A 21,520-nucleotide genomic window follows, 5' to 3' on the forward strand; every position below is an offset into this window, starting at 1 on the left:
GGCCGTATCTTCGCCAAAGCAACCCAAGCCCCATGCACACCATCCAACGGACCCTTTCACTGCTCTTCGCCGCTGCCGCGCTATCCGCCACCCTGCACGCGCAGGACAAGTTGAAGGACGGCACTTCCCTCACTTGGGACAAAACGATCGGCGTGGGCCAAGACTCCCTGATGAACGACACGGTGATGGTGCCCGCGCGCACGGTCCCCGTCTATGAGGCCGACGATTCCCAAGTGGCGAAACTGCTGGAGAAGGTCATTCCCGGCTCCTCTTTCAAAAAGCAGGGCAAATTGCTGAGCGCTTCCGATGTGATTTTCCCGGCCGCCTCGGAAAGTCCGGTGCAACTGCTGGCGGGCATCGAGAGGGACAAGAAGGCCAACCTCAGTACGTTGAAGTTAGCATTCCTTCAAGCCGGAACCCCTTTGGTCGGGAACGACGCGAAGTTGAACGAAGCGGTGCGTGACCTCGGGGTCAAGCTGAACAAAGGGGTTGTGCAGGAGCAGATAGACGACTGGAACAAGCAGTTGGACAAGGCCGGAAATAAGGCCGAGAGCGCCAGCAAAGCCAGCGATAAGACGCAGGGGAAATTGAACAAAAGCCAATCCAAGGTGGCCAAGGCCAGCAAGGAAAGAAGCAAATTGCAAGGGGATCACGCGGTACTGCAGAAGGAGATCGATCTGCTGAACCAGAAATGGACGCTCAGTCAAGACCCGAAGGACTTGAACAAGCTGACAAAGGCCCGGGGCAAGATCACCAAGAACGAATCGAAGATGGCCAAGGCGATGAAGGCCGAGGCCGATGGGCAGAAGGACGTCTCCAAGTACACCGAGGCCTTACCGGACGCACAGAAGACGGAACAGGCCAAAGCGGCCACGCAGGCTGAAGTCCAGCGCACGGTGGACGCCCTGCAGCGAAAGATGGAGAGTATCCGGTGATCGCACCGGACGAGTCCTGCTCAGCCGGCTCCGGGGTCCGGACCTATCCTACGCTATAGTTCGGCGCTTCCCGCGTGATGAATACATCGTGCGGATGGCTCTCTTTCATGCCGGCGCTGGTGATGCGCATGAAGGTCGCGTGCTGCAAGGCTGCGATATCCGCCGCTCCGCAGTAACCCATCCCTGCACGCAGACCACCTTCCATCTGGTGGACCACCTCATGTAACGGGCCTTTGAAGGGTACGCGCCCGCTGATGCCTTCCGGCACGAGTTTCTTGATGTCGTCTTCCATGTCCTGGAAGTAGCGGTCCTTGCTGCCGCGCTGCATGGCCTCGATGCTGCCCATGCCGCGGTAGGTCTTGAAGCGACGGCCTTCGTAGATCACGGTTTCGCCGGGACTTTCCTCCACGCCTGCGAAGAGCGACCCGATCATCACGCTGTCCGCACCGCCCGCGATGGCCTTCACCATGTCGCCAGTGTAGCGGATGCCGCCATCGGCGATCACGGGAACGCCGCTACCCGCGATGGCCTGAGCACAATCATGCACAGCGGTCAGTTGTGGCACGCCCACGCCCGCAATGACGCGCGTGGTGCAGATGCTCCCGGGACCGATGCCCACTTTTACGGCGTCGGCACCGGCGTCCACCAAGGCTTTTGCGGCGGCACCGGTGGCCACGTTGCCCACCACGAGGTCCACCTTTGGAAAGGCTTTGCGGATGCTGCGCAGCATGTCCTGCACGCCAATGTGGTGGCCGTGCGCGGTATCGATCACCAGCGCGTCAACACCGGCGGCCACCAATGCTTTGGCGCGTTCCAGGCTGTCGCCGGTGACGCCGATAGCGGCAGCAACGCGCAAGCGACCCAGATGATCCTTGCAAGCATTGGGGCTTTGCTTCAGCTTGATGATGTCCTTGTACGTGACCAAGCCCACGAGCTTGCCCTTGGCATCCACCACGGGAAGTTTTTCGATCTTGAATTCCTGCAGGATGTCGGCGGCTTGGGCCATGGTGACATCCGGCTTGGCGGTGATGACCTTATCACTGGTCATCACTTCGGCCACGGGCTTGGCCATTTTCTTCTCGAAGCGCAGGTCCCGGTTGGTAACGATGCCCACGAGCTTATCGGCCTTGTCCACCACGGGAATGCCGCCGATGCCGTGCTCGGCCATCAGGCGGAGCGCATCGCCCACGGTGGCGCCTTCGAGCAGTTTCACCGGGTCGGTGATCATGCCGCTCTCGCTGCGCTTCACCCTTCGCACCTCGTTGGCCTGTTCCGCGATCGATTGGTTCTTGTGGACCACACCGATACCGCCCTGCTGGGCGATGGCGATAGCGAGGTCGGCGCCCGTCACCGTGTCCATGGCGGCGGAGACGATGGGGAGGTTCAGCGTGATGTTGCGGCTGAACCGGGTGCGGATGTCCACAGCGCGGGGCAGCACTTCGGAGTATGCCGGCACAAGCAGGACGTCGTCATAGGTGAAGCCTTGTGCAGCAAAGCGATCGGAAAAGGAATTGGCCGCTGGGACCGGGCGTTCGCTCCGTTCGGGAGCGAGGGCGGAGGTGGATCGTTCCATGCACAAAAGTACGGTCCGGGCGCGATCATCACGATGTCCGCAACTTCCTCTATTTGTGAACAGCCCGTGGACAACCGGTCAAAGGCCCGGCAGGAACGTGACCGTCCCACGGCGCTCCACGGTCTTCCCGGCACCGTTCAGAAAGGAACAGTAGTAGGCATAGACGCCCTGGGGCACAAGCCGTCCTTCCACCCGGCCATCCCAAGCCTCGTAGCGGTCCGAGGTGGTCCAGATCTGTTGCCCCCAACGGTTGAAAATGGTGAACTCGTATCGTTCCACATCGGCATAGGAAAGCACCGGTTGGAACGTATTGTTGTAGCCACCCTCGATGAATGCGTTCGGGATCCAGACCTCCTCCTGCTGGATGGCACAAGCGATATTGCTGGTGGAGATCGCATCGATGCCGGAGGTATTGCCCGCTTCGTTCGCCACCACATAGTAGCAGAACTTGCCGGGCGTGGATGCCAGGCCTTGCACGTCGTCATCGAACTCCCATTCCCCCATCGCCGTGTTGCCGATCAGCTGGAACGGTCCGTCGGCGACGCTGCGGTAGACCGCATAACCGGCCACCGCCCCCGCCCACTGCACGTAACCGTTCCAGCGCAACCGGTTGAACCCGTCCAGGTCCGGTGATGCCGTCAGTAGTATGGTCGTTCCCAGGTTGCTGGTGACCACGGTGTTCCCGCAGCTGTCCTCCACCAGTACGCGGTAGGTATAACTGCGTTCCGAGGTCAGCACGTCCTGGTCGTCGAAGGTGATCACCGGGCCGGTCCCACCGGGCACGCTTGCCACGTCTTCCCATGGCAGGCCGTTGTTGGTCCGCTGAAGCACAAGCCGCCGGGTAAATGCGTTCAGGTCCACACTGTCCGTTACCTGCACATGGTCCTTCCCCAGCAACGTCGCGGTGCGCACGTAGTTCCATTGGGGTACCGGCGGGTACGAAGTAGTACGGCATGCCATGTTGGAAAGGGAGACATGGCCGGGTTCCGTACCGATGGCCTTGAGGACATAGCAGTAGGTATGACCGGCGATCACGTTGGAGCTCAGGTACTGGTCCGTGACCGGGTCCAGCGTGGCCAAGAGGTTCATTGGTCCTGCATTATCGATCCGGCCATAGAGCTCATAATGGTCCACGGGCCAACCCACGTACGGGGTGCGCGCCACGAGGACGGTCCCTGCGCAACGATCGTAAATGGTGGAGAGGTGGACCGTGGTGTGGGGATCGCGGGTGGCGCTGGTGTTGGGGCTTGGCGGAGTTCCCTTCCAGCAGGTGTCGATAGCCGCGATGGTGTACGATTCCGGCCCTGCGCCGGCATCGCTGAACGGCCAGATGAAGGTGGTGTTCAGCCGTCCGTAGAGCGTATCGAGGATCACATTCCCCCCGGGTGTGGACAGCACGATGATATAGCCGTCCGTATCCAATTCCGGGCTGGGGTCCCAGTGTACCACGGTCTGGTTGGTGGTCGTGTCCACGGTAACGTCCACCATGTTCGGCACCGAGGGCGGGGTGATGTCCTGGAAGTTGGCACCGGCGGTATTGCTGGTGGACACGCAGCCGGACGCATCAGGTATTTGGACACGGAAATTCAATGTGTCCTCGCAGATGGAAACCTCTTGGGACCAGTGGTGGACCGTATTCGCCACACTGTCCGTCAGCGCCCAGGTCCCGAGGGGATATTCCCGATCGATGCGCGTTTCACTTCCGGAGGAACTCAGCGGTGGCTGATGTGGAAAATTCCAGTCCACCACGGAACTTCCCAATGGAACGCTCTGCGATACCTGGAGAAAGAGGGTGGCCAGCGTATCGCTCGGAACGGACGAGTTCGGCGCACCGGAAGTGGAGACGGTGACGAGGTAGTAGTACTGTACCGCCGCGTTCGCTCCCGCCGCCACATGGGTGTAGCTGGTCTGCGCATACACGGGCACAGGTGCCACCAAGGCATAGGGCCCGGCAAGGGAAGCAGCGTGGTACACTTCGTAGTGTAGGAATTCTGCCGTGGGATCGGGAGGAATGACCCATGTGAGCACGGCGCTGCCCCCCGGGCCTACCGAGGCGCAGCGCAGGGACGGCGGGTCCAGCACGGTGGCGCGCAGGACGACCGGAAAAAACAGGAGCAGGATCAAGCTCAGGTCACGCACATTCCTCCAACGCGGTTCCATGGGGATCGGTATCGGGGAATAGACGTTGTGGACCATCGATCGGTTCATCGGGGACCTGACATTTTCACGGGTCAGCCGAAATGAAGCGATGCGAGTTCCTGCTGCGCCGCCTTGAACTCGTTCATGACCTTCTCCACGATCGTGGCGGCGGGAAGCACATCTTTCAGGGTTGCCCCCACTTGTCCGATCTCCAGCTCGCCCTGTTCCAGATCGCCTTCGAACATGCCCCGTTTGGCGCGGGCCCGGCCCAGCAGGGCTTTCAGCTCCTCGGGCGTGGCGCAGCGGGCATAGGCCTGCCGCACTTCCTCGAAGAAGGGGTTACGCATCATGCGCACGGGCGCCAGTTCCTTCAATGTGAGCAGGGTGTCCCCTTCCTTGCTGTCCAGCACATATTGCTTGAAAGCCGCATGACCGCTGGATTCCTCCGAGCAGACGAAGCGGCTGCCCATCTGTACGCCATCCGCGCCTAAGGCCATGGCCGCCAGCATGGCGCGGCCATCACCGATACCGCCTGCGGCGATCACCGGCACCTGCACGGCATCCCGGACCATCGGGACCAGCACCATGGTGGTCGTTTCCTCGCGCCCATTGTGGCCTCCGGCTTCAAATCCTTCGGCCACCACGGCGTCCACGCCGGCATCCTCGGCCTTGCGGGCGAACTTCACGCTTGCAGTGACATGCACCACGATGATGCCCGCATCCTTCAGCTTGCGCGTCCACGTCCCCGGGTTGCCCGCACTGGTGAACACGATCGGGACGCCCTCCTCGATCACGGTATGGATGTGCTTGTCCACATCGGGGTAGAGCATGGGGATGTTCACCGCGAACGGCAGGGAGGTGGCCGCCTTGCACTTACGAACATGTTCCAACAGGACATCCGGATACATGGACCCGGAGCCGATGACGCCCAAGCCGCCCGCATTGCTCACTGCGGCGGCCAAACGCCAGCCGGAGTTCCAGATCATGCCCGCTTGCACCAAGGGATAGCGGACGCCGAACAGGGATGTGACGCGGTTGGACAAGGAGCCGAGGGGTCTAATTGAAGTGGGCTGCGAAGGTAGGACGGCCCTCCTCATGGATATTGTTGATATCCAATGCGAGACTAATTCCGTTGAACGTGGCTTGTTTTTCCTAAGTTTGCCAGTCAATCCGAGAACCCATCGCATGAAGGCAGGAAGAATACACATGGCACTGGTGGTGCTTATGACGGTCGCCCTGGCGGGTGAGGCCCGTGCCCAGTACGATTGGGACATCGGTGCCCATCTGGGCGGTGCCAATTATCTGGGTGAGTTCGGTGGCAAGGAGAAGACGCGCCAGGATTTCATCTGGGACATGAAGCTGGCACAAACCCGCTGGGCAGTGGGCGGTTTTGCGCGCAGGAAGCTCAACCGCAGTTTCTCCGTCAGCGCAGGCCTCATGTACTACAGGATCCAAGGTGGGGACTATCTGAGCACCAACCCTGAGCGCGTAGGGCGCAATTTGAGCTTCCGCAACGACATGTTCGAGCTTTACGCCCGTCCCGAATTCACCGTTTTCCAGGACAATGACCTCGGCGGCCGGGGCCGGTACCGCACGGACTTCCGCCTATTCGTTTACGTGGGAGGTGCGGTCTACTACAGCAATCCCAAAGGCCAGATCAACCATACCGGTGAATACTACAAGCTGCGTGACCTCACCACGGAGATGGAGAACTATTCCAGCTTGGGCTTCGCCATCCCTGCGGGCATGGGCTTCCACTTCACCTTCCAACGCCGCCATCGCATCGGCTGGGACTTCGGTTGGCGCACCACGTTCAGCGATTACATCGACGATGCCAGCACCGTTTATGCCGATCCGAACGACCTTCCCAGCCAGCTCTCGGTAGATCTCGCCAGCCAATCCACCTATGTGGACGATGGCAGCGGCCCCATCCCTGACCCGAGACAGTATTCCGCCGGGACCAAGCGTGGAGACCCCACCCACAACGACAGCTACCTGACCATGACCCTTACGTACAGCTACGTCCTGCGGGGGCAGTCCAACTTCTACCGCCAGCGCTACAACTGGATGCGCGGCAAGAAGCGGATCGGTCGTAAGAGCCGTGCGAAATTCTGATCACCGGACAGATCTAATGAAAGAGGGGCTTCGGCCCCTTTTTTTATTGGGCATTCACCTTATACCGCTTCGCGATCACTGGCTTCCGAAATGATCATAGCCAACACTTCCGCCCCCGGCGTTACCGGGGCCAGATCAAGCCCGGAATGACGGTTGCTCTTGGGTCGGGTGCTCGAATAGCCGCGCCCAGCGCGGCCATTCGAGCACCCGACCCTCCCATGGTTGTCACCCCGGCCCCCGAGCCGGGGTCGCGAAAAAGCTTGGAGAATAATTATCTCGGACGTCAGTGATCGGGCATACGCCCTACTCGATCCGGTTGGCGTGCAGCCACTCCTCCAAAACCACCAGCGTCCAGATGCGGCTCCATGTCACCGCGGGGTCACCTGCGAGAAAGCGCTGCCACAGCCCGCTCACGCCGACGGCGTTGAACTGGGGCCTTAGCGCTAAAGCCTCCATGCGCGCTTCGCAGAATGATCGCAGTTGGTCACGCATCCATTGGTCCCATGGCAAGGTGAAGCCCATTTTGGGCCGGTGCGTCACTTCGCGGGGCAAGAGGTCTCCCAATGCGTCCGTGAGCAATTTCTTGGGCGTGTGCGGGTATTTCAGATCGTCCGGCACGCCCAGCACAAAGTCCGTGAGGTCGTGGTCCAGGAACGGCACCCGGACCTCCAAGGCATGTGCCATGGACATCTGGTCGGTGTCCCGTAGCAGCACGTCTGGCAGGTAGGTGCTCAGTTCCGCGATGCTGACCCGGCTCAAAGGTTCAAGCCGGGAACCGCCCATGGTGTTCATTAAGTGGCGCACGTCCGCGGCCACGGCATCCGGGCGAAGCTCAATGGCCAGTAACTTCTTGCGCAGCTCCATGTCGCTATAGGCCAAACGTGCCAGCGGATACGTGTCTTCAATATTCCATGATGACAGCTTGAGCAATTCGGCCGCCTTCCAACCCGCGGCGCCCGGCTTCCGGCTCTTCACGGCCATGCCGATCAATGCCCGCAGCGGCCGCGGGACCGCCATGATACCCTTCTTCCGCAACAAGGCCACGGAGCGTTTGAAGACCTCATAACCCGCAAAGACCTCATCGCCTCCCAGTCCGCTCAAGGCCATGGTGATGCCGGCCTCCTTGGTCATCTTGCTCACCACCCAGGTATTGGGCCCGTCCGCGCTGGGGTGGTCCATATCCGCCAAAGCCTGAGGCAGAAATCGCAGCATATCATCCGGCCGCAGGCGGATCTCCGTGTGCTTGGTACCGAACTTCTTAGCGATGAGCTTCGCAAAGCGTGCCTCACTGAATTCCGCCTCGTCGAACGTGACGGTGAAGGTGTGTACCCGTGCCTGTGTGGCTTGGGCCATGGCCCCAACGACCGCACTGCTGTCAATGCCACCACTTAGAAAGGCCCCGAAGGGAACATCGGCCACCATGCGCTTCTCCACCGCACGCGAAAACCGGTCACGCACTTCCCGGAGCACTTCCCCCGGGGCTAGGTCCAGCGAAGCATCGCTCGTGCTGGCCACCATGTTCCACCATGGCTTGATCGCGGTCCCGGCTTTGGACCAGCGGAGCGAATGGCCTGGCAATAGCATTTGGACATCCTGCACGATCGTGGCCGGCGCATGCACGGCCCCGTGGCGCAGGTGATCGCACAGCGCGGACTCATCGAGTTTTCGGGGCACCAGTTCCGAGGCTAGAAGAGACCTCACTTCACTGGAGAAAAATAGTCTTCCGCCCAATGAGCAGTGATAGAGCGGTTTGATCCCGAAGCGGTCCCGGGCGATGAACAACTCTTCTTTACGGACATCCCAAACGGCAAATGCGAACATGCCTTCCAGCCGGTTCAGGCTTTCCTCTCCCCACTCCCTCCATGCGGCCAGCAGTACTTCCGTATCGCTTTTGGTCCTGAACACGTGGCCGACAAGGCTTTCACGCAACTCGCGAAAATTGTAGATCTCCCCGTTGAAGATGATCACATGCCCGCCATCGTCACTGTGGAAAGGTTGGTGGCTGGCGGGCTCAGGGTCGATGATGCTGAGCCGCCGATGGCCGAGCACTACCTGTGTGCCCTGCCAAACGCCTTGGGCATCGGGCCCACGGTGGGCCAAGGCATCGGTCATACGACGCACTGCGGCTTCCCCGGATCCCGGGAGCGCCCCGTCAAGATCCAATGAAGCGATCCCGGCAATGCCGCACATGGTCCGCGCTCAGCCCAAGATGAATGAAGTATCCGCCAGCACCCGTTCCAATCCTTGGCGCAACGGTAACAGGTCACGGCCAAGCAAGGTGCGCATCCGGGCGATGTCCGGCATCCTGCGGGTCATGTCGCCTTCCTCCAACGGCGGCAAGTGGACGATGCGGGAGGAGCTACCGGTAAGTTCGATCACCAGTTGGGCAAGGTCCAGAATGGTGGTCTCCAAGTCATTACCGATGTTCGCCACATCATTGATAACCTTGTTGTTCCTAAAGGCCGCCACGGTGGCATCGATGTTATCGTCGATATAGCAGAAGGTCCGGGTCTGGCCTCCGTCCCCGTAGACGGGGATGTCCTCCCCCTTCAAGGCCGCGCGAATGAACTTACTGACGACGAAGTCCTTGCTTTGCTTGGGCCCGAAGGTGTTGAAGAAACGGAAGGTGGTGTATTCCAGGCCGAATTCCTTGTAATAGCTGCGCAGGAACGCCTCCCCGATATTCTTCACGATAGCGTAGGGCAGCTTGCTGTTCAGCGGGGTGGTGTGCTCATTTTGCGGAAACTCCACGGGCTCGCCGTACACCTCGCTGCTGCTGCTGAAGAACACGCGCTTCACGCCGGTGTTCTTGCACAGGTCCAGCACGTTCCGTATGCCATCGATGTCGTGGAGCACGCTCACGGGATTGTCCGTGGTGCGCTTCACCCCCACCACGGCGGCGTAGTGGAAAACATAGTCGAACCGATAGGCATAGAACACACCGCTGATATCCTCGAAACGGTTGGCGTCGCACTTGATGAAATGGATGCCGGGATGCTTTGGCAGTTCCAATTTGTTGAGGTCACCGGTGGAAAGGTTGTCCACGGCGACGACATCCGTATCCGGCAGGCCTGCAAGGCGTATGGCCAGCGCGCTGGGAATAAAGCCGGCACCGCCGGTCACTAGGATTCTTGGCATTGGGAATGAATTTGGCGCGTGAAGCTAACGGTTAGCGTGCAGGCAGGACCAAAGGCTCCATGGCCGGGTCGACCTCCTCCTGTAGCGGCACAGGTTGGTCCCCTTGGTCAGCGGAGATCATGATCTCGTCCTCGGAGACGATCGTGAGGATGATCAGCAACATGGTGGTATAGGGGCTGAGCGACCCGGCGAGCCAGCTTTCATAAAGGATGGAGAAGAGCACGGAGAACATGATCGCCATGGAGATGGGGGTGTTCTTGCTGGCCTTGATGAAGATCAGCACGAAGCTCCGCAAGAAGAGGATCAACCCCACGATGCCGGTATTGAGCCAGAATGCCAGATACGTGTTATGCACACCGCCCTGATGCCCCAGGCTTTCCAAGTAGGCGCGCGCCTCCTTCATCACCCAAGCCTCATTGTCAAAGCCGCCCCCGAACAAGAAGAAGCCCTGGGTATTGAGCTCCTGCCATGCGAAATTCCATGCGAAATACCTCCCCGAACCGTCCGCCAGGGAATCCACGCGCAAGTAGTCCTGCAGGCCCATGGCGGTGATGATGGCGGGAAGGTTGCTCGATACCAGCTCACCAATACCAACAAAAGCAACAAAGGAGATGATGCCCAGAAAGGTGGAGATCCGGAAGAATTGAATGAAGAGCACGAACATCAACGTGGACATCAGAGAGGTACGCGCGCCGCAAGTGATGACGTAATAGATCAACAGCGCATAAATGAAGAACTTGGCCGGGGTGGAGAAAAGGTCCTTCCGCAAGTGATTGATGACCGTGAAAAGGACAAAGGCCAAGTAGGTGAAAATGGCCAGACCGTTAGGGTTGCCGAAATACCCACGGAACCGGTCCGCGATATAGGCCCACTTCACCGGCCCGAGGTACGGAAGTAAATGCTGCGTAAGGAGAACAAGGACGATGAACCAGATCAGATTCCGGAAAAAATCCCAACCGTGCCGCCTGTAGTTGAACAGCACATAATTCGGGACGACCAGAAATATCAACGCGTAGGAAATTGTTTTTTCAACGGCAACAACGGGTACGGAGGAATTGAGCACCGGGAAGAAGGCGTAAATGAAAAACGGCAGGAACACCCCGAACACCTTTGCCACCGGGCGCATCCGGGCCTGATCCAGAATGATAATGAGAGCCATTGCCAGGATATAGGTGTACTTGGCCGTTTTCATCACGGCCATCTCCCGGATGTCGATGTTCATGTCGGAAAATATCAGGCATATGAGAAATCCTAACATGATGTCCTGCCACATATCGCTCCGGCGCATGAGGAATACACTGATGGGCAGGACCGCGTATAGCAGGAGCCCGGCATATGCCGCCACGATCACCCAGATGAAGATGAAGATCAATAACGGGTAATGTTCTCGGAGGAACTGCTTCATGGCCAAACGGAAGGGCTGTTCAGCCTGGGGGGCGGTAAATGTAACCGGTGGCCCATGTAGCAGGCCCCGCGAGCAGGGCATTCAGCGGTCGGGGCCCCGCCCATTGAACAACCCGGAACATCAAGTCTGACCGCAATGGTGATGACCGCTGCCTATCGCAGTCCTGCTTAGCGGCCACCCAACGCCTTGTCATACAACTTGATCAGGGCCGCATTCCGCACTTCCAAGGTGAAGCGCTCCGCAATGATGGCACCGTTGGCATTCCCCATCCTCCCGCGCAGCGCCGGATCATCCATCAACTGCAAGATGCGCGCGCCGGTCTCCTCCGCGATGTCATCGCTGTTCCTTCCGGTCACGGGCAGCACCCAACCGTTCACACCGTCCCGTGCCACTTCCGGTATGGCCCCGGCGTCCGAACAGATCACCGGCAGACCGGTGCCCATGGCCTCCAGCACTGTATTGTTGAACGGGTCCAGGAACGTGGTACTGACGAAAAGGTCCGCGGAGCGCATTTGGTCGATAAGCTGATCGTGGGGGAGCTTCGCGTGCAGGGTGATCCGGGGATCTTCAGCTATGGTGCGTTCGGCCCATGCGATCAACTCCTGCTCGGGGAAGACGCCCCAATCGACCTCCAGGGTGCTGATGATGACGAGCCGTGCTTCCGGCCTTCCCAAGCTCTTAAACGCTTTCAACAACTCCACGCCGCCTTTCCTGTAAAAGCCATTGCCCGCAAAAACAATGGTGAAAAAACGTTCATCGCGCGGCTTGGGGGCGTACTGCTCCACTGCTCGGTAGACCACGGACATCTTGCCGATGTCCACGCCCGCCGCGAGCAAGTGCTCCTTATTGCGGCGCATGGCGTTCCGGCTTGTGAAGATCATGGCCTTGCAATCGTTCCCCTCCAGCCGCCGCAGCGCCCATTTGTACAAGGGGTTCCGCGGGCTCATGGTCTCATACCGCGGCATGTAATCCTCCACTTCGATCACCCAGGGCCTGGGGTTCGCGACCACGCCATTGTACGTGTGAAGCAGATCAGCGCGGGAAAAGGGCATGAAGAACTTGGTGTTTGCCAGAAATTCCGCTTTGACCCCCATCATGTGCCAGGGAATATCAAGCTTCCGCTCATAGCGATAGCCAGCAGGCGGGTTGGAGAAGCAGTAATGCTGCCAGTACCGTGTCTTATGGCTGATCCCGATGGTACGCATGAATGCCTCCGATCTACGGTTTGTTCACGGTGCTGCGGGCAGCCGCCATTTCATCGTACCACCGGTGGAAATGCCTGAGGCCTTGTGTGATACCGGTGACGGGCACATAGCCGAGGTGCTCCTTGGCCTTTTCCACGCTTGCAAAGGTCTGTGGCACATCGCCGGGCTGTTCGGGCCGGACCTCGATAATGGCTTTCCGTCCGGCCTCCTTCTCGATCGCGGCGATCAAGTCGCGCAGGGGAACGGTGGCCGAATTGCCCAGGTTGAAGATCTCGAACGCGCCCCTACCGTCCTCCGTCCGGAGGGACCTGTCCATGGCACCGCGCACCCCGCTGATGATATCGTCCACGAAAGTGTAGTCCCTACGTGTGGAGCCATCCCCGAACTGCTGGATGGGCGTGCCTTCGATCACCTTCTTGAAGAACGCATGGATGGCGAGGTCGGGGCGTTGGCGCGGCCCGTAAACGGTGAAAAACCGCAGCGCCGTGGTATTCAGCCCATGAAGATGGGCGTACATCCGCGTGTACTGCTCCGCGGCCAATTTCGTGGCGGCGTACGGACTGATCGGTGCCAGACCGGTCAAGGATTCCTTCCAGGGGACATGGGGATCTTCCCCATAAACACTGCTGCTGCTGGCGAGCACGAAATGGGCCACCTTGTTGGAACGCGCCTTCTCGAGCAGTTTCAACGTTCCGGTGACGTTGACACGATGATAGGCCAGTGGATCGGCGATACTGGGGCGGACCCCGGCCAAGGCCGCCAGATGCACCACGGTCGTATCCGCACCGGAGGCCATTGCGAATGCCTTGTCCAACGTCTCCTCATCCACGATATCCCCCTCCAGAAGCGTGTAGGACGGGTGGGAGCGGTGAGCAAGTACGTTGGCCTCCTTGACGGCACGCGGGTAGAAGGGATGAAAATTGTCCACCACGGTCACCTTCCAGCCTCCTTCATCCAGCAGTCTGTCCACCAGATGGCTGCCGATAAAACCGGCCCCCCCGGTGATGATCGCGTGTTTTGACATCTCTCTTTATACGGGCCGCCAAGCTAACCAAAACATGTAGTGCATACTTCCTCTACACTCATCTACCTTCGCGAACAAATGCGCCCCGGAGAGCCGATCCTGATCATCTGCCATTCGTTTCCTCCGAATTCCGGGATCGGGGGACGCAGGTGGGCAAAATTTGCCAAGGAGCTGGCGCACAGGGGTTATACGGTGCATGTGATCCGCAATTCCACAACGGCCAGGGTTCGGACCTCGCTGTGGACGAATGACGTCAAGAACCCCAATATTATCGCCCATCCGCTGCCCGACCGCTATCCCGGCGCAATGACCCGGTGGCCGGCCACAACGTTGTGGGATAAGTTGGGCTATGGGTTGTGGAAGCGCATACTGCCCCTCTGTACCAAAGGCAACTGGTATGACCGGGGGCTGTTCTGGAGGAAGCCCTTGCTGGACGTCGCCGGCGAGCTCATCAGCGAGCACGGCATCCGCAATGTGATCGTCACCGGTGCCCCGTTCAGCCTGATGGCCTACGCCACGGAACTGAAGGAACGTTTCCCGGGCATCCATCTGGTCTCCGATTTCCGCGACATGTGGACGTGGGGCAACTACTACGGCTATCAGACCATCGGGGCCAAGCGCCTGCGACATGAGCAGCACTTGGAAGCCTTGGTGGCCAGGGTCAGTGATAGGCTCATTTCACCGCATCCCGCCGTCATCGATCATTTGCGGCAAGCACATGGGGTTCCAGCGGAACGCCTAGGCGTACTGGCCCATGCCATCGACCCAGAGGATCTGGAGAGGCCCGCGACAAAGGTCCGGGACGGTCAGTTCAAAATGATCTATGCGGGCAGCATGTACGGCACAAAAGAGGCCCAGCACTATTTCGCGCTGCTGCTCGAAGCCTTTGCGTCACTGAAGGAGGCCAAGCCGGAACGGTTCGCCAAATGCCGGTTCGATCTGTACATCACCGACCATGGAACCCAGGCCTTGGAGCAACAGGTGAAGGATAAAGGACTGGAGGGGACGGTGCGCTTCCATGCACCCTTGCCTCCCAAGGAGATCATGAAGCGGATTGCGGCCTCCGATATCGAGATGGCCTTCCTGCCCCGGGACAAGAAGAACACGATGGTCACGAAATTCGCGGAGATCTTTTACTTGGGCTGCCCCATTCTTCATATCGGGGACCCGGGCTTGGTGAGCAGGACGATCACGGACCGGCGGATGGGGGATTCGCTACGCCTCGATGAATTGGTGAGCGAATTACCGAAGATCATCAGTGGGGAACGCGCGATCGAGATCGACCTGAACGCGGACCACGGTGGGAACTTGCTGGCGAACCTCACCGACCAGTTGGTGGAAGAGGTGCTGGTATAAGTAGATCTTCGCCGAACCTTGAGCCGCACCATGTCGCAATACGGACCGATACTGCTGATCTGCCATGGCTTTCCCCCTGTGCGGGGGATCGGTGGCCGACGCTGGGCCAAATTCGCCAAAGAGCTTGCACGGCGCGGGTACACGGTGCACGTGATCCGCAGTGCGGGCAGCAAAGGCCGCATGGATTCGCTTTGGAGCGAGGATACCCGGCACGAGGGGATCGTCCACCATCCGTTGCCCCACGCCTACCCCGCCGTAATGACCAAGCGACCGCTCACTTCCGTAGTGGAAAAAGTGATGTACCGGGTCTGGTCGAACCTACTTCCTTTCCTGGTGCGGGGCAACATCTACGACCCCGGCGTATTCTGGAGACGTCGGCTCTTGGCGGAAAGCCGTCGGTTGATACGCGGACACGACATCCGTACCGTGATCGTCACCGGCGCGCCTTTCAGCCTGATGGCCTTCGCTGCGGAACTGAAAACGCCGTTCCCGGAACTGCACCTGGTGGCTGACTTCAGGGACCCGTGGACTTGGGGGACCGACTATGGCTTCGGTACGCTGGCCCCCGAGCGAATGCGTCATGAGCAGGACCGGGAAGCCATGGTGGCCAGAACTTTTGACAAGCTCATCGCGTCCACCTCCTCCATCACGGAGCACCTTCGTTCAACGTATGGTGGTGCCCCTGAACAGTATGCGACCATCCCCCACGCCGTGGACCCTGACGACCTTCATGTGGCACCATCACCTGTGGATGACGGGATGTTCAAGATGATCTATGCGGGCAGCCTCTACAGCAGCATGGAGGCGGAACGCTATCTCCAAGCCCTGATGGAAGCCTTCAAAGCGCTGCGGGAAAAGCACCCGGCCGTTTTCGCTAAATGCCGGTTCGATCTGTTCATCACCGGGGATGGGACCAGGCCGTATGAGCAACTGGCCAAAGACCATGGCTTGGAAAAGCAGATCCACTTCCACAGCCCTTTACCTCCGAAGGAGATCCTGGAACGCATCGCGGGATCTGATCTCGTGCTCGCTTTTCTTCCCGGGAACAAGAAAGACATCATGGTGACAAAGTTCAATGAGATCTTCCATCTGCGGCGGCCCATCCTGCACATCGGCGAGCCCGGCGTGGTCAGCCGCACCATCGTGGGGCGCAAGCTCGGCGATTCACTGCGCGTGGAGGAACTCGTGACCGAGCTGCCGCGCATCATCAGCGGTGAACGCACGATCGAGATCGATCGGAACGCCGATCATAGCGAACACCTGCTGGCCACGATCACGGACAAGCTGATCAGCGAGGTGTTAGCCTGACCACTTCGCGGAACAAGCGCAGGAATTGCATGGTCGCAGCGGGCCAACTGAACAACTCCCCCACCCGGTCGAAGCTCTGACGACCCATCTTGCCGCGGCTTTCCGGGGATAGTGCACAAAAGGACCGAATGGCCTGATGGAGCGCTTCGACATCGCCCGGGGGCAACAGGTAGCCGTTGAGCCGGTCCACCTGCTCGGCCGTGGCGCCCACATCGCTTACGAAGACGGGCTTCGCCTGGGCCATGGCCTCCAGCACCACCGTTGGCATGCCCTCGAAACGGGTGGGCAGGACAAATGCGTCGCAAGTGGAATAGAGGGAGACCAGTTCGGCATCGTCCACACGGCCCAGCAAGCTGACGTTCGGTGGGACCCCTTCCGCCTTGATCCCCTGATACAAAGGACCCGTACCGGCCAGGTCGAAGCGGACCTCATTCCCCTTTCCTTCGGCGACCAGCCTTTTGGCCACTTCCAATAGCACGTCGATGCCCTTGTTGAAGGCGAAGCGCCCCACAAAGAGCAGAACAAGTGGCCCGGGAACATGGTCCGTGGCGTTGTTGGACTTATCGTGCGCACTTCCCAACGCGCCCTCTTCCTCTGGCACGTCCACCGCATTGGGGATCACCACCACCTTACATGCGGAACCGCGGGCAACACCTTCCAAGATCCCTGTGAGCTTTCCGCCCAAGGAGACCACGGCATGGCTTCGACGCACGATATGACGCAATGCCATCCGGAAGGGTGCGCCCAATGCACGTTCCTTGCGGGTAAGGCCTTGGAACATCTCCAGCCCGTGCGGATGCGTGATCAGCTTTTCACTGAACCGGCCAATGCCCTGCCAGACACAAAATCCTTGCGACAGCACCACGTCCGGAACTACTGCTTCCAACGCTTCACCCATCCGCTTGCTGTACCGCCAAAGCTCCCGCAGGTAGAACTTTTCCGTGTCCATGGGCGGCACATGGACCTCGCGAATGCCAAGATCAGCGCTGAATAAGCCCACGGGATGCGGGTGCAGCACCGTGAGCTCGACCTCCCCGGTGCGTGCAAGGTGCTCCGCCAACAGCCGCGAATGGCGCTGCATGCCGCCCATGGCCTCGGGGAATACGCCGTCCGTGGCGATCGCGACCTTCATCCGTGGATCAAGTGGCGACGTTCTCCTTCAGCAGGGTGGCCACGCCCTCATCGATGCCCCAGCGGGGCTCCCAGCCGGTGGCTTGCTTCAATTTGGCCACGTCGGCCAACAGGTGCATGCGTTCCACATGCCGCACCCTTGCCGGGTCCACCTCGATGGAAAGTGTTTCGCCGAGCTGCCGTTCAAAGGCCTGCACCACTTCGCGCACGCTGTATTCGATGCCACGCCCGATGTTGTAGACGCCGCAACCTTTCGGCGCGCGGTCCAGCAGGGCCTCGATGGCACGGCTCATATCCTCCGTGTGGATGTAGTCCCGCTTGGGGTCGAGGTTGCCTAAGCGCAGCGCTCGCGCACCCTCCAGCACTTGACGCTGGATCTCCGGGAAGAGGTGCGGGTTGGTCTCGTTCGGCCCAAAGGCATTGAAAAAGCGTCCGATGACCAAGGGGACGCCTACCCGGTAGTGGAATTCCCGAGCGATCTTCTCCGTGGCCAGTTTGGTTGTCCCGTAGATGTCCATCGGCCCCAGCGGATGGTCCTCCGCCATGGCGCCATCGGCGATGGGGTATACGGCTGCGGTACTTGCCACGAACACCTGCTCCACGTCCGAACAGGTCTCCACGGCATCGAGCACCTGCACGGTCCCGTTGATGTTGATGTCGGCGGCTTCCGCAGGGTGCTGATTGCAATAGGGAATGAAGTGGACGGCAGCCAGATGGAGCACGCGTTGGGGGCGCACTTCGGCCAGGATCCGGCGCATCGCCGCCCCATCGCGGATATCCGCCTTGAAGAAGCGCTCGTCCGGCACCCCGGCCAGCTCACGCCGCCCGAAGGAGAGGTCGTCCACCACGGAAATTTCATCGCCCGCCCCTTGTAAATGCTTGCTCAATGCGGACCCGATGAAACCCGCACCACCGGTGATCAATGTTTTTCTGGCCATGGGCCGCGAAATTAGCCCTTTGGCGGACAGGGATAAAAAGCGCAGCCTTCAGGAAAAGGTTGGCCACCGGATCCCTTACGGATATCCGAGAGAATAGGGCCTTGATTCAATGGATAACCCCTGTCCGTTCTTTTGCGATACCGGGTCAAGGCCCGGAATGACATTCGCTCTTGAAGTTGCTGCTTGGAAAGCCGCGCTGGGCGCAGCTTCCCAAGCAGCAACTTCCCCTATAGTTGTCACCCCGGCCTTTTGAGCCGGGGTCGCAACAGAACGTGGCTATGGTTTTCCCGGACGCCAGTGAAGGACGAATAAAACCAGAGGCGATAGTCCTGTGCCGCAACGTCTTCGAACTTACCGCAGCGCCTCCAACACTCGGCGGTACTCGCCATCGAACGCGCTCTTCGTCAGCGTTGTCAATGCCAGTTGCTCCAGACGACGGCGGTCCTCCGGGCTTACCCGTTTGAACGGGGCCAACGGCAGCCCCGGTCGCCAGACGCATCCGAGGTCCTCACGTTCCACCCGGGCGGAGACGTCCCCGAGGTGTTCCGGGGCCACCACCTTCAGGCCGGCACGGAGGTATTCGGCAAATTTCGTGGGCGATGCCACGCGGTTGGTGATGCTGTTCTCGCGCACCAGTATGCCATGGTCGCATTCGGCGAGGATCGCCGCCACTTCCGCCGGCCTCACCCATTGGCGGTCCACCCTGCCGGGGAAGGCTTGGCCCAAGGCATCGATGCGCGGGTCAGGGCGGCTCAGGAACAAGACCTTCACCTGTGGTTGTGCGATCAGGGCTTCCTTCATCAAGTTCTCCAACAATTCGAACGATTGCCATCCGGCCGTTGACCCCGAGTAGACGAGCACTACGTCCTCCCCGTTCCGTTCTGTGGGCTTTTCTGCGACCACTTCCAAATGGTCCTCGCCCAAGGTGCAGGGGATCACCACATGATCATTCCCTGCGTACCCATAACGTTCCCGCCAGTGGTCAACCAGCGCCTGGCTCACGGCCAAGCGGAAATCGCTTTGGGCCACTGCTTCATTTTCCACGGGCCGGAACTGGGCGATCAGCGCGTCGTCGTCGATGATGCGGTATTCCTCCCATTCGGCAGCGTACGCACCGCGGGCATCGAAGCAGACTTTCTTGACCAGGCCCCTGTCCCGCGCACGTAGGGCCAACCATGTGCCCAAGGCACCGCGCACCATCAGACCCGTGGGCCGCAAAAGGCGGCAGACCATATTCACGATGGAGGCATTGTTCCGCCAACGCTTCATCTGCGGTACCATCGGCAGCACAAGGGCATCGGGGCAGTGCGCCCGGATGTTTCGCCGGGTGGAGCGCAGATCGCGGACGCTCACCAACGCCACCAGCCGCACGCGCGGGCCGCCCAAGGTGTTCAGGTGCGCCACCACGTCCGTCACCTGGCTCCAGTAGACGCCCGAGGGCTGGTCGTTATAAGTGAGATAGACGATCACAGCGTTTCGATCACGTCAAAGACCCGTTCGGTGGCGTGGCCGTCCCACAGGGGCGGCACCTCCCCTTTTTTGGCGCGGCCTTCGGTGATGTCGGCGATGGCCGCCTGCAACAGCGGCAGGTCGAAGCCGATGAGGCGGTTGGACCCCATGGTGATGGTGATGGGCCTTTCGGTGTTGGGACGCAGAGTGAGGCAAGGCACACGGCGATACGTGGTCTCCTCTTGGATGCCGCCGCTGTCGGTGATCACGAAGGCGCAGGTGGCGATCAGTTTTTGGAAGTTGAAGTAGTCCATCGGCCCGGTCATCACCAAGTGCTTCAGCGCCTTCAGGCCTTGCATCAGGCCGGTGGCCTCCAGCTTGGCCGTGGTGCGCGGATGCACCGGGAACACCACAGGGCGGTCCTTCGCCACAAAAGCGATCAGCTCGGTCAGCTTGGCCAAGCCTTCGGCGGAATCCACGGTGGCGGGGCGATGGATGGTCATTAATACATGGCCTCCATCCTTCAGGCCGAGTTCTTGGAGCACAGGCGCCGCCTGCACCTGTTCGTCATAGGCCACCAAGGTGTCGATCATGGTATTGCCGGTGAAATGGATGCTCTCCTCCGGTCGTCCTTCCGCCTTCAGGTGGTCGATGCCGCTTTGCTCTGTGACGAAGAAATGGTCGGTGATGCGGTCCGTGAGGATGCGGTTGATCTCCTCCGGCATGCCGAGGTCGCCGCTACGGAGGCCGCTTTCGAGATGCCCCAAGGGGATGCCCATCTTATTGGCCACCAGCGCACCGGCAAGGGTGCTGTTCACATCCCCGGGCACGATCATCAGGTCCGGCCGCATCTCTGTGGCCGCGGCCTCCAAGGCGATCATGATATGGCCCATCTGGGCGGCCGGGCTGGCTTGTGGGGTATTCAAAAAGTGGTCCGGCAGCAGGCCGAACTGATCAAAGAAGACGGTGCTCATCTTCTCGTCATAATGCTGGCCGGTATGCACCAGCTGTACCTCCATGCCGCGTTCGGCGGCCACCGCCTTGAAGCGGGTCACCTTGATGAAATTCGGGCGCGTGCCCACCACCACCATCAACTTCTTCATCTTTGATCTGCTCACCATGCACCGTCCAGAGTAAGGCGCCGGTCAGGTCGGCGCGAAAGTAGAGCGGATGGTCCGGAACGGCTCAGGTCGATACGTGCCGGACCCATGCTCGGGGCTCCCTTCCATTTTAAAAGGAAGGGTTGGGTGTGGTTCGAGCGGCACAAATGCACCACCCCTGCCTCACTTGAAAAAAGGAGGGGAAAACCAAGACTATCTGATCGAGGGTCGTATGAGGATCGTCTCCCCTCCTTCCTAAAAGGAAGGGACGGGGGTGGTCCTAACCAATGATCCAGGTCCGATCAAACTAAGGCTGAAACCTACTGCGGATCAGATCGAGAACCCCAGGAAGATCATCAATGATGCTCTTGTTGTCAATGCGAAGCACTCGGATGTTCTTGGCATTCATGTATTCATCCCGCAATCCATCATTAGCTGATGCAGTGGGGTTATCGTGAGACGCTCCGTCCACTTCGATCACCAAACGTTCCGAAGGACAGTAGAGATCAGCGATGAAAGGACCGATCCCGTGCTGCCTTCTGAATTTCCTTCCATCCAGCTGTTTACCGCTCAATGCTTTCCAGAGTGTGGCCTCGGAGGAGGTCAACATTCCTCTGAGAGCCTGACGCTCACCTTTCTGGTCGGTGCGGTTGTGGTATCTCTCGGGCATGGGTCATCAATCAAGGAGCAGAAGTGGATCGATC

General features: G+C 59.9%; 17 protein-coding genes. 4 read left to right on the top strand and 13 right to left on the bottom strand.

What is annotated here, in order from left to right:
- Positions 1-32: 32 nt before the first annotated feature.
- Positions 33-935: a hypothetical protein gene (locus IPP95_05045; GenBank protein QQS73590.1), complete on the top strand. Its 903-nt coding sequence runs from the start codon at positions 33-35 to the stop codon at positions 933-935.
- 43 nt (positions 936-978) lie between these two features.
- On the opposite strand, the gene guaB is transcribed toward IPP95_05045, so the two are convergent.
- The 3 genes from guaB to IPP95_05060 form a co-directional block, all read right to left on the bottom strand.
- Positions 979-2,508, bottom strand: a complete 1,530-nt coding sequence (guaB, locus tag IPP95_05050; protein QQS73591.1) for an IMP dehydrogenase — start codon at positions 2,506-2,508, stop codon at positions 979-981.
- A gap of 78 nt (positions 2,509-2,586) precedes the next feature.
- Entirely contained in the window at positions 2,587-4,716 is a 2,130-nt protein-coding gene (locus IPP95_05055; protein ID QQS73592.1) for a gliding motility-associated C-terminal domain-containing protein, read from the bottom strand.
- 23 nt (positions 4,717-4,739) lie between these two features.
- Positions 4,740-5,690 carry a nitronate monooxygenase gene (locus IPP95_05060; GenBank protein ID QQS73593.1) on the bottom strand — a complete coding sequence of 317 codons (951 nt, stop codon included), beginning with the start codon at positions 5,688-5,690 and terminating at the stop codon, positions 4,740-4,742.
- A 142-nt stretch (positions 5,691-5,832) separates the two neighbouring features.
- Between IPP95_05060 and IPP95_05065 the strand changes: the two genes are divergently transcribed.
- Positions 5,833-6,762 carry a hypothetical protein gene (locus tag IPP95_05065; GenBank protein QQS73594.1) on the top strand — a complete coding sequence of 310 codons (930 nt, stop codon included), beginning with the start codon at positions 5,833-5,835 and terminating at the stop codon, positions 6,760-6,762.
- 303 nt (positions 6,763-7,065) lie between these two features.
- Here the strand turns inward: IPP95_05065 and asnB are convergent, their stop codons facing one another.
- The 5 genes from asnB to IPP95_05090 form a co-directional block, all read right to left on the bottom strand.
- Positions 7,066-8,952 carry an asparagine synthase (glutamine-hydrolyzing) gene (gene asnB, locus IPP95_05070; GenBank protein QQS73595.1) on the bottom strand — a complete coding sequence of 629 codons (1,887 nt, stop codon included), beginning with the start codon at positions 8,950-8,952 and terminating at the stop codon, positions 7,066-7,068.
- A 9-nt stretch (positions 8,953-8,961) separates the two neighbouring features.
- Positions 8,962-9,900 (bottom strand): NAD-dependent epimerase/dehydratase family protein, encoded by a 939-nt coding sequence (locus tag IPP95_05075; GenBank protein ID QQS73596.1) that lies wholly within the window; start codon positions 9,898-9,900, stop codon positions 8,962-8,964.
- 31 nt (positions 9,901-9,931) lie between these two features.
- Entirely contained in the window at positions 9,932-11,305 is a 1,374-nt protein-coding gene (locus IPP95_05080) for an O-antigen ligase family protein (GenBank protein QQS73597.1), read from the bottom strand.
- 167 nt (positions 11,306-11,472) lie between these two features.
- Positions 11,473-12,510, bottom strand: coding sequence for a glycosyltransferase family 4 protein (locus tag IPP95_05085; protein QQS73598.1), 1,038 nt, complete (start codon positions 12,508-12,510; stop codon positions 11,473-11,475).
- A 13-nt stretch (positions 12,511-12,523) separates the two neighbouring features.
- Positions 12,524-13,534 (bottom strand): GDP-mannose 4,6-dehydratase, encoded by a 1,011-nt coding sequence (locus IPP95_05090; GenBank protein QQS73599.1) that lies wholly within the window; start codon positions 13,532-13,534, stop codon positions 12,524-12,526.
- A gap of 78 nt (positions 13,535-13,612) precedes the next feature.
- Here IPP95_05090 and IPP95_05095 point away from each other — a divergent pair, with 78 nt between their 5' ends.
- Both IPP95_05095 and IPP95_05100 read left to right on the top strand, forming a co-directional pair.
- Positions 13,613-14,890 carry a glycosyltransferase gene (locus tag IPP95_05095; GenBank protein ID QQS73600.1) on the top strand — a complete coding sequence of 426 codons (1,278 nt, stop codon included), beginning with the start codon at positions 13,613-13,615 and terminating at the stop codon, positions 14,888-14,890.
- An 18-nt stretch (positions 14,891-14,908) separates the two neighbouring features.
- Positions 14,909-16,198, top strand: a complete 1,290-nt coding sequence (locus tag IPP95_05100; GenBank protein QQS73601.1) for a glycosyltransferase — start codon at positions 14,909-14,911, stop codon at positions 16,196-16,198.
- Here IPP95_05100 and IPP95_05105 read toward each other — a convergent pair.
- From IPP95_05105 to IPP95_05125, 5 genes are all read right to left on the bottom strand, one after another.
- Positions 16,179-17,330 (bottom strand): glycosyltransferase family 4 protein, encoded by a 1,152-nt coding sequence (locus tag IPP95_05105; protein QQS73602.1) that lies wholly within the window; start codon positions 17,328-17,330, stop codon positions 16,179-16,181. The genes IPP95_05100 and IPP95_05105 overlap by 20 nt on opposite strands.
- Before the next feature lie 7 nt (positions 17,331-17,337).
- Complete coding sequence (locus IPP95_05110; GenBank protein QQS73603.1) at positions 17,338-18,267, bottom strand: GDP-mannose 4,6-dehydratase; 930 nt, start codon at positions 18,265-18,267, stop codon at positions 17,338-17,340.
- A 351-nt stretch (positions 18,268-18,618) separates the two neighbouring features.
- On the bottom strand, positions 18,619-19,737 hold the full coding sequence (locus tag IPP95_05115; GenBank protein ID QQS73604.1) for a hypothetical protein: 1,119 nt from the start codon (positions 19,735-19,737) through the stop codon (positions 18,619-18,621).
- Positions 19,734-20,819: a UDP-N-acetylglucosamine 2-epimerase (non-hydrolyzing) gene (wecB, locus tag IPP95_05120; GenBank protein ID QQS73605.1), complete on the bottom strand. Its 1,086-nt coding sequence runs from the start codon at positions 20,817-20,819 to the stop codon at positions 19,734-19,736. Before wecB ends, IPP95_05115 begins: the two co-directional genes overlap by 4 nt.
- 304 nt (positions 20,820-21,123) lie before the next feature.
- Complete coding sequence (locus IPP95_05125) at positions 21,124-21,486, bottom strand: DUF559 domain-containing protein (GenBank protein ID QQS73606.1); 363 nt, start codon at positions 21,484-21,486, stop codon at positions 21,124-21,126.
- Positions 21,487-21,520 lie beyond the last annotated feature (34 nt).

The organism is Flavobacteriales bacterium (genome assembly GCA_016700415.1).
Taxonomy (GTDB): Bacteria; Bacteroidota; Bacteroidia; order Flavobacteriales_F; family PHOS-HE28; genus PHOS-HE28.